The organism is Streptomyces sp. NPDC104371 (assembly GCF_055583785.1).
In genome coordinates this window covers 27,154-42,417 of sequence record NZ_JBVJNF010000016.1, presented here as the reverse complement: position 1 = coordinate 42,417, position 15,264 = coordinate 27,154, and the positions used below count along the sequence as shown (strand labels likewise).

Below are 15,264 nucleotides of genomic sequence, written 5' to 3'. Positions count from 1 at the left end.
GGCCGCTCAACCGGCCCCGCCCGCTCGGGGATCCGTCAGCGGAAGGCGTCGAGCCCGGTGAGTGCCTTGCCCAGCACGAGCTGGTGCATCTCGACGGTGCCCTCATAGGTGAGCACCGACTCCAGGTTGGTGGCGTGCCGCATCACGGGGTACTCCAGCGAGATCCCGTTGGCGCCGAGGATCGTGCGCGCGGTGCGGCAGATCTCGATGGCCTCGCGGACGTTGTTGAGCTTGCCGAAGCTGACCTGTTCGGGGCGCAGCCGTCCCGCGTCCATGCGCCGCCCCAGATGGTGGGCGAGCAGGATCCCCTTGTGCAGTTCGACCGCCATGTCGGCGAGCTTGGCCTGGGTGAGCTGGAAGCCGCCGATGGGCCTGCCGAACTGCTCCCTGGTCTTCGCGTACTCGACGGCGGTCTCGAAGCAGGTGCGGGCGGCGCCCATGGCCCCCCACACGATCCCGTACCGGGCGTGGGAGAGGCAGCCGAGCGGCCCCTTGAGTCCGACGACGCCGGGCAGGACGGCGTCGGCGGGCAGCCGTACCTCGTCGAGGACCAGCTCACTGGTGACGGACGCCCGCAGCGACCACTTGTGCTTGATCTCGGGGGCGGCGAAGCCGGGACGGTCGGTGGGGACGACGAATCCGCGGATCCCGTCGTCGGTACGCGCCCAGACGACGGCGACTCCGGCGACGGACCCGTTGGTGATCCACATCTTGCGGCCGCTGAGCACCCAGTCGGACCCGTCGCGCTTGGCGTAGGTGCGCAGGGCGCCCGGGTCGGAGCCGTGGTCGGGCTCGGTGAGTCCGAAGCAGCCGATGACCTCACCGGCCGCCATCCGGGGCAGCCACTGCTGCTTCTGCTCCTCGCTGCCGAACCGGTGGATCGCGTACATCGCGAGGGAGCCCTGCACGGACACCAGGGAGCGGATCCCGGAGTCGGCGGCCTCCAGCTCCAGACAGGCGAGCCCGTACTGCACGGCACCGGCCCCGGCGCATCCGTACCCGGTCAGGGACATCCCGAGGGCGCCGATACGGCCCAGCTCCCGGGCGAGTTCCCGGATCTCGGGCAGTTCGCCGCGCTCGTACCAGTCGGCGATGTGCGGCAGTACGCGCTCGGCCGCCCAGCTCCGCACGGTGTCCCGGATGGCGAGATCCTCGGCGTCCAGCAGGTCGTCGAGCCCGAGCGGATCGGTGGGGTCGAAGGACGGCATCGTCGGGGACGCGGACATGGGCAGCCTCCGTGACACTGAAAACTAGCAGCGCTAACACGGCGACGTTACGGGGCGGTCGCGCGGTGCGTCCACTCCCGGGGCCCGGTGACGGGGCGGCGCGCCGCGGTCACGCGGAGATGCGGGTGTTCCTGTCGTCGTGGCGGGCCTCGCGGGGTGCCGGGACCGCGCTCGCCGGGGTGTCCGGGGCGGGCGGCGCCGGGGTGTCCTCCGGGGCGGGCGGCTCGCAGGTCATGACCCGCGGCAGCCGCAGGGCCATGACCGCGCCGAGCAGCAGCAGGCCCACGCTGACGAACAGCGTCACATGCAGGCCGTGCACGAAGGACTCCCGCGCGGCCTGGCGCAGGGCCGCGCCGCGCGTGCCGCCGAGGCGGTCGGCGACCTCGTACGCCTCGCCCAGCGAATGAGCGGCGGACTTGGAGGCGGACGCGGGGACGCCGCGCACCGAGGACAGACCGGGCGCGTAGGCCGCGTTCATCACACTGCCCAGCAGCGCGATCCCGATGCCCGCGCCGAGCTGGTACGACGTCTCGCCGACCGCCGCGGCCCCGCCCGCCTGGGTCTGCGGCGCCTCGCTCAGCATCGACTCGTACGCCCCGAAGAGCGTCGTCTCCAGGCCGAAGCCGAGCAGGACGAAGCCGGACAGCAGCAGAGTCGAGTTGTCCTTCGTGCCCATCGCGGTCAGCAGGGTCACCGCCGCGGCCGTGACGCAGAAGCCGGAGACGACCATGCGGCGCGGGCCGAAGCGCTGGAGCACGCTGCGGCCGGCCAGGCCCGCCGCCATCGCCGCGAAGGTCAGCGGCAGCAGCCGCAGCCCGGTCTGGAGCGGGGAGAGGTGCAGCACCAGTTGCAGATACTGCGCGGCGATCAGTTCGAGACCGACCAGCGCGAGCATCGCCAGCACGATGCACCCCACCGAGGTGCTGAAGGCGGGCCGGGCGAAGGTCCGCAGGTCGATCAGCGGGTGCGTACGGCGGCGCTGACGGCGCACGAACGCGGTCAGCAGGCCCCCGCCGGTCAGCAGGAAGAGCAGGGTCCACAGGCCGAACGGCGCCTCGCCGCCGAGCCGCTTCACGCCGAGGACGAGCAGGAAGAGACCGGCCGCCGCCATCAGCGCGCCGACCACGTCCCAGGGACCGTCGCGCTCGCCCTTCGACTCCGGCAGCAGCATCCGCCCGACGGGCAGGCTGACCAGCATCAGCGGGATGTTGATGAGGAAGACCGACCCCCACCAGAAGTGCTCCAGCAGGAAGCCGCCGAGCAGCGGTCCGATCGCCGCGCCCACCGCGGCCACCGCGCTCCAGATGCCGATCGCCAGCGCCCGCTCACGGCGGTCGGGGAAGACATGGCGCAGGATGGACAGGGTCGCGGGCATGATCATCGCGCCGCCCACGCCGAGCAGGGCCCGTGCCGCGATCAGTACGTGGGCGTCATGGGCGAGGGCCGCCACCCCGGAGGCGACGCCGAAGAGGGCGTATCCGGCGAGCAGGACCCGTCTGCGCCCGACCCGGTCGCCCAGCGTGCCGAAGAGGATCAGCAGCGAGGCGCACACCAGCGGGTAGGCGTCGACGATCCAGAGCAGCTCCATCGCGCCCGGCTTGAGGTCCTCGCTGACGGCGGGCACCGCGACATGCAGCACGGTGGCGTCGACGGCGACGAGCAGCAGGCTGACGCAGAGCACGACGAGCACGACCCAGCGGCGCGCACCGGCCCCGGTCTCCCGACGGCGCGATGCGGCGGCGGCCGTGGTCGTCCCGGACATGTACGTACCTCCCAGATGATCCCTCGCTTCAGCGGATCCACGGGAGGGGGACGACCCCGCGGCTGCGGCCGGGAGGAGCGGTACTCCGTGGCCCACGCAACGATGCGAGTGAGTCGCCAGCGTACGCGAGTTCCGACGGCCGTCGCGTGGCGGACCTCTCATGTTCCACGGGAAGCGGGTGTGGCATGCACCACGCCTCCCCGGAACCGCCACATCCGCGGGGCGCATCCGAGCCCCCGCGACCTCGATAATCGAGCGCGTGACCGATCTTGAAACGCGCCTGGCGCCGCCGTCCCGCGCCGGTGCCGTGCGCCGGGCCGCCCCCGCTCTGGCGGGGTACGCGGCGGTCCGCGCGGTGGGCCTCGTCGTGCTCGCGCTGTGGAGCGCGGCGCGGGGCACGAGCGCGCACACACTGCTGACCGCGCGCTGGGACGCGCTCTGGTACACCCGGGTCGCCGAACTCGGCTACGGCTACGAGGTCCGCCTCCCGAACGGCGACGTGCACTCCAACCTCGCCTTCTTCCCGCTGCTGCCCTGGCTGGAGCGGGCGGGCGCGGCGCTGACCCCGCTGTCGTACGCCGACGCGGGGCTCCTCGTCACCACGCTCGCCTCCCTGGCCGCGGCCTGGGGGATCTTCGCCGTCGCCGAACATGTGTACGACCGCCGGGTGGGCGTCTGCGCGGTACTGGTGTGGGCGGCGCTGCCGGTCGGGGTCGTGCAGTCGATGGCGTACAGCGAGTCCCTGTTCACGGCGCTGGCCGCCTGGGCGCTGTACGCGGTGCTGACCGGCCGCCTGGTCACGGCGGGTCTGCTCGCCTCGCTGGCGGGGCTGACCCGGCCGGTGGGGGCCGCGGTCGTCGCGGCCGTGTGGGCCGCCGCGCTCACCTCGTACCTGCAAGACCGGCGCACGCGCGGGGGCGCGCGATCGATACTCCCCGCCGTCGGCATGCTTCTCGCTCCCCTCGGCGCCGCCGGGTACGTCCTGTGGGTCGGGCGGCGCACCGGCCAGGGTCTCCTCGGCTATCTGGACGTCCAGGCGGGCTGGCGCAACGGCTTCGACGGCGGCTACGCCTTCGCCCGCTTCATCGCGGGCAAGTTCACCTCCTTCCCCGCCGCCCTGGCCGGTGTCGGCCTGATCGCCGGGGTCGTCCTGGTCCTCTGGCTGTACGGGGTGGGCGTACGGCAGCGCCAGCCGCTGCCGCTGCTCGTGTACACGGGGGTGGTCACCGCGCTCGCGCTGTGCGCGTCCAGCTACTTCGGCTCGAAACCCCGCCTTCTGCTGCCCGCCTTCCCTCTGCTGCTGCCCCTGGCCCGAGCCCTCGCCCGAGTACGTCTTCCCAGGTCGGCCACGGTCCTCGGCGCCGCCACGGCCGTCTCGGCCCTCTACGGCGCGTTCTGGCTGAACGGGTCGGGGCCGCCATGATCCATATCGCCGAAGCGGGCGAGCGGTGAGCGAATTCCGGTCCTCGGTATTCGGTGAAGGAATAGGTACGGAGCCTGAACGTGAGTTGTCATGGGAGTTACCGCGGTGAAGGGAATGAAGGAGCCGTGTCGCCGTCCATTGCCGAATTCACGGAAATCGACTTGCCCTTGAGAGCAATCCCACATCACATCGTCATTACAAATCCGGTGAATCGACCGGGCGGGCTGCTCACCCGCTGTAACGTCGATTGACGTGCGTACCGAAACCAAGCTGAGCCGTCTGGACCGGGTCTTCGCCCGGTTGGACCGTGAGCCGGAACGACCGGCCCACATCGACGTGCCCAGGATGAGCCGGCACCGGGTGGTCCTCTTCTCGGCGACCCTGGCCTTCTACGGGGCGATCGTGTGGGCGGTGGTCATCTCCTCCTGGCTCGTCCGGCTCGACTGGCAGGTCATGTTCTTCCGGCCGTACCAGCAGTGGCCGCAGGTCCACGCGTTCCTCGACTACTACGTGGTGCTGGGCCAGCGCGGCCCGACCGCCGTGATGGTCGCGGCCTGGCTGGGCTGGCGCTCCTGGCGGCAGCACACCCTGCGCCCGCTGCTCTCGCTGGGCACGGCGCTGCTGCTGCTGAACGCCACGGTGGGCGCCGCCAAGTACGGCATGGGCCGCCTCGGACCGCACTACGCGACGGTCATCGGCTCGAACGAGTTGTGGCAGGGCGGCGATATATTCCCTTCCGGCCACACCGCCAACGCCGTCGTGACCTGGGGCATCCTGGCCTATCTGGCGTCCACCCCGCGGGCCAGGCGATGGCTGTCCGCGCTCTCCGCGGTGATCTCCCTCGGCGTCGGCCTGACCACCGTCTACCTCGGTACGCACTGGCTGAGCGATGTGTTCCTCGGCTGGGCCGCGGGGCTGCTCGTCCTGCTGGCGCTGCCCTGGTTCGAGCCGCTGATCGCCCGTGCCGAGGTGGGCGTCTTCGCGCTGCGGGACCGTCTGCGCAGCCGCCGTGCCGCCACGGCGCCGGTCGCGGTCCCCGTCGGCGCACCGGCGACGGTCGTCCCGCCGCGCGTGGCCGGGGCCATGGACCAGGAGTCACCGTCCCAGAAGCCGGCCGCCGCCGCCCGTACGTCCCGGTCGCACGGCTATCTGACCCCCGGGCCGTACACACCCCGCTCGGAGCGCACCCCACTGACCCCGGTGGGCAGTCGCCGGCCGCCGCACACGGAACGAGTCCCGCGCGGCACCGCCTCGGCCCGGCCCGTAGCGGGCGGCTGAGCGGTTGTTCCCCTGCGGGCTCCGGTACGCGCCCGCTCGTCGAAGGCCCCGGCTCGGGTGAGCCGGGGCCTTCTTCACGGTCCGTCACAGAGGGCCGGTCAGCCCTTCCAGCAGCGTTTGACCCGGCCGTGCTCGACCTCGAAGTTCAGCCGTCCGTAGCGGTATTCCAGGGTGATGATCGCGCCCGGCGGCAGCGAGCGGACCGTGGTCCAGCCGCGCTCACGGGCGAGCCGCTCGGCGGCGGGGGCCGCCAGGCCGACATACGCCTCCGGCGGGTCCTCGGGGTCTGCGCCAGGGGTGGGAATGGGTGCCATGCGGCCACGTTAGGCCTCGGGCCCCGGCCACGGAAGTCGAGACCGGCCGTCCCGGCCTCACCTCCCCCTCCGGTCACGCTTCTGTCACAGAACCACGACACCCGTATCGCCTCACCGGCGTCACACGTACGAGGGGTTCCCGACGTGTCGCACACTTCCCCGTACGCAATTCGGGACCGGGCCGGGAAGCGGCGGGTGACGCTCCGTATTACCCGGCGGAATTACCCGCGCCGGGGCCGTTCCGGCCCTTTCCCTCTGGATTCCGGAATACCCAGCGCTGCGGCCTGATTCCGGCCGTGAAACGCGCGTCTTCGGCACGGGAATCCAGGGACGCCGCTACCGGAGCGCGGGTCCGCGGAGGCCCCGGACCGCGACGGGCGCGACGCGCGCGGGCACGGAGGCCGCGCGGAGGCATCCGGGACGGCGGACCGGGACAACCGGCCGGGCTCGGACGGTGACCGGCAACGCCCCGTCCGTCGGCGTCAGTTCACGTCAGCCCCTGTCACCCACGAGTCGGCGTTTCCCAGCCACCCATTCATTCGCTGATTTCCGGATATATCGATCAGCGACCCCGGCGGCACGTGGCCCTCGACATGGGTCAACTACCAGTCCGACAGGGGTAGTTGATGCCCAGGAACCCCACTCCCCCTCGCCCCCGCCCCCCGCTCCGGATGCCGCGACTCCGATCGCTTTCGGGCGTGACTTGGGCCATAGATCGCCCGTTGTCATCTGCATGGGCCGGGGACCCCCCGGGCTCATGGGCCGGGAGCCGCCCGGCACTGTCACGCACCGCATCCCGAGGGAGCCACCCGTGCCGCGCATGCTCGACGTCAGCGACGCCGTACGCGCCGAGATCGGCGACGAAGAAGCCGACCGGCTGCTCGCCGGAGTCAACGCCCCGGGCAGTTACGACTGCACTTCCTGCCGCACCCCGGGCGACTCCGAGCAGGAGCGCACCAGCACCGTCCTGTTCGTCGGCGAGGAGACCGCCGTTCTCGCCTTCGCCCACTCCACCTGTCTGCCCTCCCAGGTCGTCCAGGTCACCGAGGAGCAACTCCAGGGCGCCGTACGCTCCATCACCGCCGACGAGGGGGCCGCCAAGGACGTCCCCGAGCAGGCGGTGCTGGGCGTCACGAGCGGACTCGTCCTGATCGCCGGGGAGTTGCACCCCGCGCTCGTCGTGGAGCCGACCGCGCCCATCGTGCGGCCGGGCACGGTCGGCGTCGGCGACGACTTCCTGCCCCTGCTCATCGAGCAGGGCTTCATGCCGCTGACCACGATCGAGTCGATGCCGCCCGTCCTGCACGGCTGGTCGGTCCTGCTCGCGGTGGGCCAGTTGCACGCCGTGCTGCAACCGAGCAGCACCGGCGGCCAGCCGGTGGCCTGGTGGCAGGCGCACCAGCCGCTCCAGGTCACCGACGGCTGGCGCGCGGCGGCCAACAAGCACCAGCAGGTCCTGATGTTCGCGGCGCCGGTGGGCTCGATCGGCCGCCAGCCGCGCGAGGACCTGCTGCGCGGGGCGCTGGACCAGGCGGCGGCGAACGGTCAACTGGTCGCCGCCGCCCTGCCGCTGGCGGGCACCTGAGCCCGTACCGGGGCCAATGCCGGGGCGGCGCGGGGCCGCGGGCCTGATCAGCGCATCTCAGTGATCGACCGCATCTCTTGGGCGGCGGGGTCGTTGGCACCTACGTGCACGCATATGACGTCCCCGCCCGCCAGTCCTACGCGCCGCTCCCCTCCGGGCGAGCGGCCCAGGACAGCGCACAGGCCACGCCGATCTACGACGCGCTCTACGCCGAGTACGTCGCTTCGTTCCGGGCGTTCCCGGGCGATCGCAGCGACGAGGAGGAGCTGGGCTTCACCGCCTTCTCCCGCTCGCCGCACGACAGAGGCCCGTACGGCGCCCGGACGTACGGGAGCGGCCACAGCGTCCCCCAGCACGCGACCGGTCCCCTGGGCTCCCCGCACGGTCACCCGGGCCCGGCGTCCTCCGTCTGGCAGCAAGTGGCCCGGCACGCCCGGGGGATGCACCACGTCCCCGCGCTGCCGCCCGCGCCGCGCCAGGGACTGTAGCGGCACGCACGACCGTGAGCGGCGCACGCACGAGGGGCGGCTCCCACCGGGAGACCGCCCCTCGCCCATGACGCCGCAGCGCGTTACCGCCGCCTGCCGCTACTTCTTCTTGCCGCGCTTCTCGCGCACGCGCACCGAGATATGGATCGGCGCCCCTTCGAAGCCGAACTCCTCGCGCAGCCGTCGCTCGATGAAGCGGCGGTAGCCCGCCTCGATGAAGCCGGAGGCGAAGAGCACGAACCGCGGGGGCTTGGTGCCCGCCTGCGTACCGAAGAGGATGCGGGGCTGCTTGCCGCCGCGGACCGGGTGCGGGTGGGCCGCGACCAGCTCGCCGAGGAAGGCGTTGAGCCGGCCCGTCGGCACGCGCGTCTCCCAGCCCGCCAGGGCCGCCTCGATCGCCGGGACCAGCTTCTCCATGTGCCGCCCCGTGCGCGCCGAGACGTTGACCCGCGGCGCCCAGGCGACCTGGCCCAGCTCGGTCTCGATCTCCCGCTCCAGGTAGTAGCGGCGCTCCTCGTCCAGGGTGTCCCACTTGTTGATGGCGAGGACGAGCGCGCGCCCCGCCTCCACGGCCATGGTGACGATCCGCTGGTCCTGGACCGAGATGTTCTCCGAGCCGTCGATCAGGACGACGGCGACCTCGGCCTTCTCGACGGCCGCCGCGGTGCGCAGCGAGGCGTAGTAGTCGGCGCCCTGCTGGAGGTGGACCCGCTTGCGGATACCGGCCGTGTCGACGAACTTCCAGATCTTGCCGCCGAGTTCGATCAGCTCGTCGACCGGGTCGCGGGTGGTTCCGGCGAGTTCGTTGACGACGACGCGCTCCTCGCCCGCGACCTTGTTCAGCAGCGAGGACTTGCCGACGTTCGGGCGGCCGATCAGGGCGACGCGGCGCGGTCCGCCGAGGGCGGCGGCGAAGGTCTGGGCGGGCGCCTCGGGCAGCGCCTCCAGGACGGCGTCCAGCATGTCGCCGGTGCCGCGGCCGTGGAGGGCCGAGACCGGGTGGGGCTCGCCGAGGCCGAGGTTCCACAGGTAGGACGCGTCGGCCTCGCCGCTCGGGCCGTCGACCTTGTTGGCGCACAGCACGACGGGCTTGCCCGCCTTGCGCAGCAGTCGTACGACGGCCTCGTCGGTGTCGGTGGCGCCGACCTTGGCGTCCACGACGAAGACGACCGCGTCGGCCGCCTCGATCGCGTACTCGGCCTGCGCGGCCACGGAGGCGTCGATGCCGAGGACGTCCTGCTCCCAGCCGCCGGTGTCCACGACCTTGAAGCGGCGGCCCGCCCACTCCGCCTCGTAGGTGACGCGGTCGCGGGTGACGCCCGGCTTGTCCTCCACGACCGCCTCGCGGCGGCCGATGATCCGGTTCACCAGGGTCGACTTGCCGACGTTCGGGCGGCCGACGACGGCGAGGACGGGCAGCGGGCCATGGCCCGCCTCGTCGATGGCGCCCTCGACGTCCTCGAGGTCGAAGCCCTCTTCCGCGGCGAGCTCCATGAACTCCGCGTACTCGGCGTCGCCGAGCGCCCCGTGCTCGTACGCGTGCTCTGCCGAGCCGTCGGGCTGGATCTGGTCGTTCATGAAGTCCGTACCTCGTTCATCGTGGTGATCGGTGGCGCACCGCCCTACGGTGATCCACTACTCAAGTGTCGCCTAGCGCCCGGTGAAGCGCCTGGCGTTGTCCAGGTGCGCGGCCAACTGCTGCTGGATGCGCAGGGTCGCCTCGTCCAGCGCCTTGCGCGTCCGCCGCCCGCTGCCGTCGCCCGCCTGGAACGGGTCGCCGAAGACGACGTCGACACGGCTGCGCAGCGGCGGCAGCCCTCGTATCAACCGTCCCTGCCGCTCGGTGCTTCCCAGCACCGCGACCGGCACGATCGGCGCCCCGCTGCGCACCGCGAAGTAGGCGAGCCCGGCGCGCAGCGACGCGAAGTCGCCCTCGCCGCGGGTGCCCTCGGGGAAGATCCCGAGGACTCCGCCGTTCTCGAGCACACCGAGCGCCCGGGTCACGGCCTGGCGGTCGACGCTCGCCCGGTCCACCTTGAGCTGCCCGATACCGCGCAGGAAGGGGTCGAGCGGGCCGACGAACGCCTCCTTCTTGATCAGGAAGTGCGTCGGCCTGGGCGCCACGCCCATGACCATCGGACCGTCGACCATATGGGAGTGGTTGACCGCGAGGATGGCCGGGCCGGTCGCGGGGACCTTCCAGGCACCCAGCACACGCGGCTTGAACAGCCCGTACATCAGGGGAACGCCGATGCGCCGCCCGACCTCGGCGCTCCGTATCGAGGGAGCCTCGGTCACTTCGCGGCCCGCTTCTCCTCGACCAGGGTCACGACGCACTCGATGACCTGCTGGAGGGTGAGGTCGGTGGTGTCCACCTCGACCGCGTCGTCCGCCTTCGCGAGCGGGGACGTCTTACGGGTGGAGTCGGCGGCGTCCCGCTTGATCAGCGCCTCGCGGGTGGCGTGGATGTCCACGCCCTTCAGCTCGCCGCTGCGGCGTGCGGCACGCGCCTCCGGGGAGGCGGTGAGGAAGATCTTGAGGTCGGCGTCCGGCAGGACCGTCGTGCCGATGTCACGGCCCTCCACGACGATGCCGCGCTGCGCGGAGGCGGCCAGGGAGCGCTGCAGCTCGGTGATCCGCGTGCGCACCTCGGGCACCGCGCTGACCGCGCTGACCTTGGAGGTGACCTCCTGGGTGCGGATCGGCCCCGAGACGTCCGTGCCGTCCACGGTGATGGTGGGCGCGGCCGGGTCCGTACCGGAGACGATCTCCGGCTTGCCCGCGACCGCCGCGACCGCCCAGGGGTCCGCTATGTCGATGCCGTTGGTGACCATCCACCAGGTGATCGCCCGGTACTGGGCACCGGTGTCCAGGTAGCTCAGCCCGAGCTGTGCGGCCACGGCCTTGGAGGTGCTGGACTTGCCCGTGCCGGAGGGGCCGTCGATGGCGACAATCACTGCCGGGGCGGTCCGGGCGGCGCCGTTTTCCACGGTGGGAACACCTTCCTGGTGCGGGAGTGGCGGATGTGTGCGGGACGCGAGGGCGCCCCGCACAAGGTTACTGGCTCGCCGGACCCGGTATGACTGGCGGAGGCCCGGCACGACGGGCGGGCGGGCCACTACTGCCGGATCGCCCAGCCCCGCTCCCGCAGCGCCGTCGTCAGTACGGGCGCCGCCTGCGGCTCCACGGTGAGCTGGACCAGGCCCGCCTGCTGCCCGGTCGCGTGCTCGATGCGGACGTCCTCGACGTTGACGCCCGCCACACCCGCGTCCGCGAAGATCCGGGCGAGCTGACCGGGCTGGTCGTTGATCAGTACCGACACGGTCTCGTAGACCTGCGGGGCGCTGCCGTGCTTGCCGGGCACCCGGACCTGCCCGGCGTTGCCGCGGCGCAGCATCTTGCCGACCCCGTCGGTGCCCGCGCGGCGCTCGGCGTCGTCGGCGGACTGGAGGGCGCGCAGCGCCCGCACCGTCTCGTCGAGGTCGGCGGCGACCTCGGAGAGCAGGTCGGCGACCGGGCCCGGGTTCGCGGAGAGGATGTCGATCCACATCCGCGGGTCGGACGCCGCGATCCGCGTCACGTCCCGGATGCCCTGCCCGCACAGCCGTACGGCCGCTTCCTCCGCGTGCTCCAGACGCGCGGCGACCAGGGTGGAGACCAGGTGCGGCATGTGCGAGACCAGGGCGACGGCCCGGTCATGGGCGTCGGCGTCCATGACGACCGGCACGGCACGGCAGAACGACACCAGCTCCAGCGCGAGGTTCAGCACCTCGGTGTCCGTCTCCCGCGTCGGCGTCAGCACCCAGGGGCGTCCCTCGAAGAGGTCGCCGCTGGCCGCCAGCGGTCCGGACTTCTCGCGGCCGGCCATGGGGTGCGTGCCGATGTAGCGCGCCAGGAGGGCCGGGTCGAGGCCGAGCGCCTCCAGTTCGCGGCGGGGGCCGCCCTTGACGCTGGCCACGTCGAGATAGCCGCGTCCGAGGCCGCGCCGCATGGCGTCGGCGAGCGCGGCGGCCACATACGCGGGCGGGGCCGCGACGACCACCAGGTCGACGGGGCCCTCGGGCTCCTTGTCGATCCCGGCGCCGAGCGCGGCGGCCGTACGGGCCTGCTCGGGGTCATGGTCGGCGAGATGCACGGCGACCCCACGCGCGGCGAGCGCCAGGGCCGCGGAGGTGCCGATCAGCCCCGTACCGATGACGAGTGCGGTCCTCACTGGACGACGATGCTCCTAGCTGGTCTGCGGAACGAGCTGCTCTGCGGAATCCTCGTGGGCTTGCGGATCCCTCTCGTCCCTCTTGATCGCACCAGCCTAGTCAGCCCCGGAGGTCACCCCGCACCGCGCCCGGCAGGCGAGACGGGGTGCGTGACCGCCGCGGCCGTCCGGTCTTCGACGCCGAACGGCCGGTTCCGCCGCAGGAACGCAGCGGGAACCGGCCGTCGCCGTGGAGCGCCGTCCTAGAGGTCGACTTCCTGCATCAGCATCCCGACCTCGGTGTTCGACAGACGGCGCAGCCAGCCCGACTTCTGGTCGCCGAGCGTGATGGGGCCGAAGGCGGTGCGCACCAGCTTGTCGACCGGGAAGCCGGCCTCGGCGAGCATGCGGCGCACGATGTGCTTGCGGCCCTCGTGCAGCGTCACCTCGACGAGGTAGTTCTTGCCGGTCTGCTCGACCACCCGGAAGTGGTCCGCGCGCGCGTACCCGTCCTCGAGCTGGATGCCGTCCTTGAGACGCTTGCCCAGGTCGCGCGGGATCGGGCCCACGATGTGCGCCAGGTACGTCTTCCGGACGCCGTACTTGGGGTGGGTCAGGCGGTGGGCCAGCTCACCGTGGTTGGTGAGCAGGATGACGCCCTCGGTCTCCGTGTCGAGCCGGCCGACGTGGAAGAGCCGGGTCTCGCGGTTGGTGACGTAGTCGCCGAGGCACTGGCGCCCCTCCGGGTCCTCCATGGTGGAGACGACACCGGCGGGCTTGTTCAGCGAGAAGAACTGGTACGACTGCGTGGCCACGGTCAGCCCGTCGACCTTGATCTCGGCCTTCTCGGGGTCGACCCGCAGCCCCTGCTCGGTGACGATCTCGCCGTCGACCTCGACCCTGGCCTGGTCGATCAGCTCCTCGCAGGCCCGCCGGGAGCCGTAGCCCGCCCGCGCGAGCACCTTCTGGAGCCGCTCGCCCTCCTGCTCGGCGCCCGGGAAGGTCTTGGGCAGCTTGACGTCCTTCTTGCCCGCGTACCGCGCGCGGTTGCGCTCCTCGGCGCGCGCGTCGTACTCGCGCGAGCGCGCGGGTGCCGTACGGCCGCCGCGCTGCTCGGACTGGCGGGGGCCGCCCTTGGCGCCGCCGCGCGCGCTCGCGCCGCGCCCGGACTTCGGACCGTCCTGGGTGGCGCCGGGGCCCACGTCGTAGCGGCGCTCCTCGGGGCGGGGCTTGCGGGGGCGGCCCTGCCCCTGCCTCTGGTCCCTGTCGTTGCCGGCACCGCGGTAGTTACCGCGCCCGCCGCTCTTGCCGCTGCCGCTGCTTCGCATCAAAGTTCCGTCGTCGTGTTCGTCGTGTGATCGTCGTCTGCGTCCGGCGCATCGGGAGCGTCCGGGTCGAACGACAGTACGCCCTCCTGGGTCTCGGCCTCGATCGCCTCCGCCTCCGGGAGGAAGGGCGCGAGCTCCGGGAGTTCGTCCAGGCCGCGCAGGCCCATCCGCTCCAGGAAGTAGTTCGTCGTCCTGTACAGGATCGCACCTGTTTCGGGTTCCGTGCCCGCCTCCTCGACGAGACCGCGCTGGAGCAGGGTGCGCATGACCCCGTCGCAGTTGACTCCGCGGACGGCCGAGACGCGGCTGCGGCTGACCGGCTGGCGGTAGGCGACCACCGCGAGGGTCTCCAGGGCGGCCTGGGTGAGCCGGGCCTGCTGCCCGTCGAGGACGAAGCGCTCGACGGCGGGGGCGTACGCGGCGCGGGTGGAGAAGCGCCAGCCGCCCGCGACGAACCGCAGCTCGAACCCGCGTCGCTGCACGGTGTACTCGTCGGCGAGTTCGCGCAGGGCGTCGGCGATGTGGCGCCGGGGCCGCTCCAGGATCTTCGCGAGGTGCTCCTCGGTGGCGGGCTGGTCCACGACCATGAGGACGGCCTCCAGGGCGGGCTTGAGGTCGAGCCCGGCCACGGCGCTCGGGGAGCCCTCCGGAACCTCGGTCGCCAAAACCTCGGTGGTCTCCTCGCTCACGCCTTCTCCTGTGCTGTCGTGTCGTGCCCGGCGGGCTCGGGCGGCCGGTCGAACTCGTCCGTGACCGTCGGCGCCCCCTCGCCGTCCCCGCCGGTCCAGCGCACCACCAGCTCGCCGAGGGCGGCCTCCTGCTCCAGCGCCACGGCCTTCTCGCGGTACAGCTCCAGCAGCGCGAGGAAGCGCGCGACGACCGTGAGGGTGTCGTCGGTGTCCTGGACGAGGACGCGGAAACTGGTCTCGCCCAGCTCCCGCAGCCGGTCGACCACGACCCCTGCCTGCTCCCGCACGGACACCAGCGGGGCGTGGATGTGCTCGACGTACACCTGCGGTTCGGGCCGGGGCCGCATCGCCTTGGCCGCGAGCCGGGCGAACCCCTCCGGGCCGATGCTGATGACGACCTCGGGCAGCAGCTCGGCGTGGTGGGGTTCGAGGCCGACGGTACGGGGGTGGCGCCGGGCCTCGTCCTCGGCGCGCCGGTGGAAGATCTCCGCGATCTGCTTGTACGCCCGGTACTGCAACAGCCGCGCGAACAGCAGGTCGCGGGCCTCCAGCAGCGCGAGGTCGGCCTCGTCCTCGACCTCGGCGGCGGGCAGCAGCCGCGCCGCCTTGAGGTCGAGCAGGGTCGCGGCGACGACGAGGAACTCGGTCGTCTGGTCGAGGTCGCCGTCCGGACCCAGGGCCCGGAGGTGCGCCATGAACTCGTCGGTGACCTTGGACAGGGCGACCTCGGTGACATCGAGCTTGTGCTTCGAGATCAGTTGGAGGAGCAGGTCGAAGGGCCCCTCGAAGTTGGCGAGCCGGACCGTGAAGACACCGTCACCGGGCTCGGCTTCGGGCCGCGGGGCCTCGGCGTGCCCGACGTCCTGCTCCCGCACGACAGCAGGGGGTGCGGGCGCGCCCCCGGGCCCGCGTCCGAGCGCACGCCGACGGCCGGCCGGGCCGGTGGCGGGGACGGAGCCGTCGTACGAGGTCATGGCCG

14 protein-coding genes are annotated in these 15,264 nt (G+C 72.4%); 4 read left to right on the top strand and 10 right to left on the bottom strand.

The annotated features are described in order from the left end of the window. Positions 1–35: 35 nt before the first annotated feature. Positions 36–1,226 (bottom strand): acyl-CoA dehydrogenase family protein, encoded by a 1,191-nt coding sequence (locus ACZ60T_RS32295; protein ID WP_365633204.1) that lies wholly within the window; start codon positions 1,224–1,226, stop codon positions 36–38. Between the two features lie 109 nt (positions 1,227–1,335). Then, positions 1,336–2,988 carry an MFS transporter gene (locus tag ACZ60T_RS32290; RefSeq protein WP_469669191.1) on the bottom strand — a complete coding sequence of 551 codons (1,653 nt, stop codon included), beginning with the start codon at positions 2,986–2,988 and terminating at the stop codon, positions 1,336–1,338. Between the two features lie 259 nt (positions 2,989–3,247). On the opposite strand from ACZ60T_RS32290, the gene ACZ60T_RS32285 reads away from it, so the two are divergent. Together ACZ60T_RS32285 and ACZ60T_RS32280 are read left to right on the top strand one after the other, a co-directional pair. Further along, on the top strand, positions 3,248–4,411 hold the full coding sequence (locus ACZ60T_RS32285) for a mannosyltransferase family protein (protein WP_469669190.1): 1,164 nt from the start codon (positions 3,248–3,250) through the stop codon (positions 4,409–4,411). 252 nt (positions 4,412–4,663) lie between these two features. After that, the gene (locus ACZ60T_RS32280) at positions 4,664–5,689 is read left to right on the top strand and encodes a phosphatase PAP2 family protein (RefSeq protein WP_469669189.1); all 1,026 of its coding nucleotides are present in this window, start codon (positions 4,664–4,666) and stop codon (positions 5,687–5,689) included. A gap of 98 nt (positions 5,690–5,787) precedes the next feature. Here ACZ60T_RS32280 and ACZ60T_RS32275 read toward each other — a convergent pair whose 3' ends face one another. After that, positions 5,788–6,003 carry an I78 family peptidase inhibitor gene (locus ACZ60T_RS32275; protein ID WP_365633217.1) on the bottom strand — a complete coding sequence of 72 codons (216 nt, stop codon included), beginning with the start codon at positions 6,001–6,003 and terminating at the stop codon, positions 5,788–5,790. Between the two features lie 811 nt (positions 6,004–6,814). On the opposite strand from ACZ60T_RS32275, the gene ACZ60T_RS32270 reads away from it, so the two are divergent. Continuing rightward, positions 6,815–7,588: a hypothetical protein gene (locus tag ACZ60T_RS32270; protein ID WP_365633220.1), complete on the top strand. Its 774-nt coding sequence runs from the start codon at positions 6,815–6,817 to the stop codon at positions 7,586–7,588. Between the two features lie 104 nt (positions 7,589–7,692). Next, positions 7,693–8,076, top strand: coding sequence for a hypothetical protein (locus tag ACZ60T_RS32265; protein WP_365633223.1), 384 nt, complete (start codon positions 7,693–7,695; stop codon positions 8,074–8,076). A 99-nt stretch (positions 8,077–8,175) separates the two neighbouring features. Here the strand turns inward: ACZ60T_RS32265 and der are convergent, their stop codons facing one another. The 7 genes from der to ACZ60T_RS32230 all read right to left on the bottom strand — a co-directional run bounded on the left by der (position 8,176) and on the right by ACZ60T_RS32230 (position 15,259). Continuing rightward, positions 8,176–9,654, bottom strand: a complete 1,479-nt coding sequence (der, locus tag ACZ60T_RS32260) for a ribosome biogenesis GTPase Der (RefSeq protein WP_365633226.1) — start codon at positions 9,652–9,654, stop codon at positions 8,176–8,178. A gap of 72 nt (positions 9,655–9,726) precedes the next feature. Further along, positions 9,727–10,374, bottom strand: coding sequence for a lysophospholipid acyltransferase family protein (locus tag ACZ60T_RS32255; RefSeq protein WP_365633229.1), 648 nt, complete (start codon positions 10,372–10,374; stop codon positions 9,727–9,729). Further along, positions 10,371–11,066 carry a (d)CMP kinase gene (gene cmk, locus ACZ60T_RS32250; protein ID WP_252427539.1) on the bottom strand — a complete coding sequence of 232 codons (696 nt, stop codon included), beginning with the start codon at positions 11,064–11,066 and terminating at the stop codon, positions 10,371–10,373. Before cmk ends, ACZ60T_RS32255 begins: the two co-directional genes overlap by 4 nt. A 128-nt stretch (positions 11,067–11,194) precedes the next feature. After that, positions 11,195–12,289, bottom strand: coding sequence for a prephenate dehydrogenase (locus tag ACZ60T_RS32245; RefSeq protein ID WP_469669188.1), 1,095 nt, complete (start codon positions 12,287–12,289; stop codon positions 11,195–11,197). 242 nt (positions 12,290–12,531) lie between these two features. Further along, the gene (locus ACZ60T_RS32240) at positions 12,532–13,596 is read right to left on the bottom strand and encodes a pseudouridine synthase (RefSeq protein ID WP_469669187.1); all 1,065 of its coding nucleotides are present in this window, start codon (positions 13,594–13,596) and stop codon (positions 12,532–12,534) included. Further along, positions 13,596–14,285 carry an SMC-Scp complex subunit ScpB gene (scpB, locus tag ACZ60T_RS32235; RefSeq protein WP_365633238.1) on the bottom strand — a complete coding sequence of 230 codons (690 nt, stop codon included), beginning with the start codon at positions 14,283–14,285 and terminating at the stop codon, positions 13,596–13,598. The genes ACZ60T_RS32240 and scpB overlap by 1 nt, the downstream gene beginning before the upstream one ends. Further along, on the bottom strand, positions 14,282–15,259 hold the full coding sequence (locus ACZ60T_RS32230; RefSeq protein WP_469669186.1) for a segregation and condensation protein A: 978 nt from the start codon (positions 15,257–15,259) through the stop codon (positions 14,282–14,284). Before ACZ60T_RS32230 ends, scpB begins: the two co-directional genes overlap by 4 nt. Positions 15,260–15,264 lie beyond the last annotated feature (5 nt).

Excerpts from the sequence above, each read along its gene's own strand:
- ACZ60T_RS32295 (WP_365633204.1), bottom strand. The coding sequence starts at position 1,226 with ATGTCCGCGTCCCCGACGATGCCGTCCTTCGACCCCACCGATCCGCTC.
- ACZ60T_RS32290 (WP_469669191.1), bottom strand. The coding sequence starts at position 2,988 with ATGTCCGGGACGACCACGGCCGCCGCCGCATCGCGCCGTCGGGAGACC.
- ACZ60T_RS32275 (WP_365633217.1), bottom strand. The coding sequence starts at position 6,003 with ATGGCACCCATTCCCACCCCTGGCGCAGACCCCGAGGACCCGCCGGAG.
- der (WP_365633226.1), bottom strand. The coding sequence starts at position 9,654 with ATGAACGACCAGATCCAGCCCGACGGCTCGGCAGAGCACGCGTACGAG.
- ACZ60T_RS32240 (WP_469669187.1), bottom strand. The coding sequence starts at position 13,596 with ATGCGAAGCAGCGGCAGCGGCAAGAGCGGCGGGCGCGGTAACTACCGC.
- ACZ60T_RS32230 (WP_469669186.1), bottom strand. The coding sequence starts at position 15,259 with ATGACCTCGTACGACGGCTCCGTCCCCGCCACCGGCCCGGCCGGCCGT.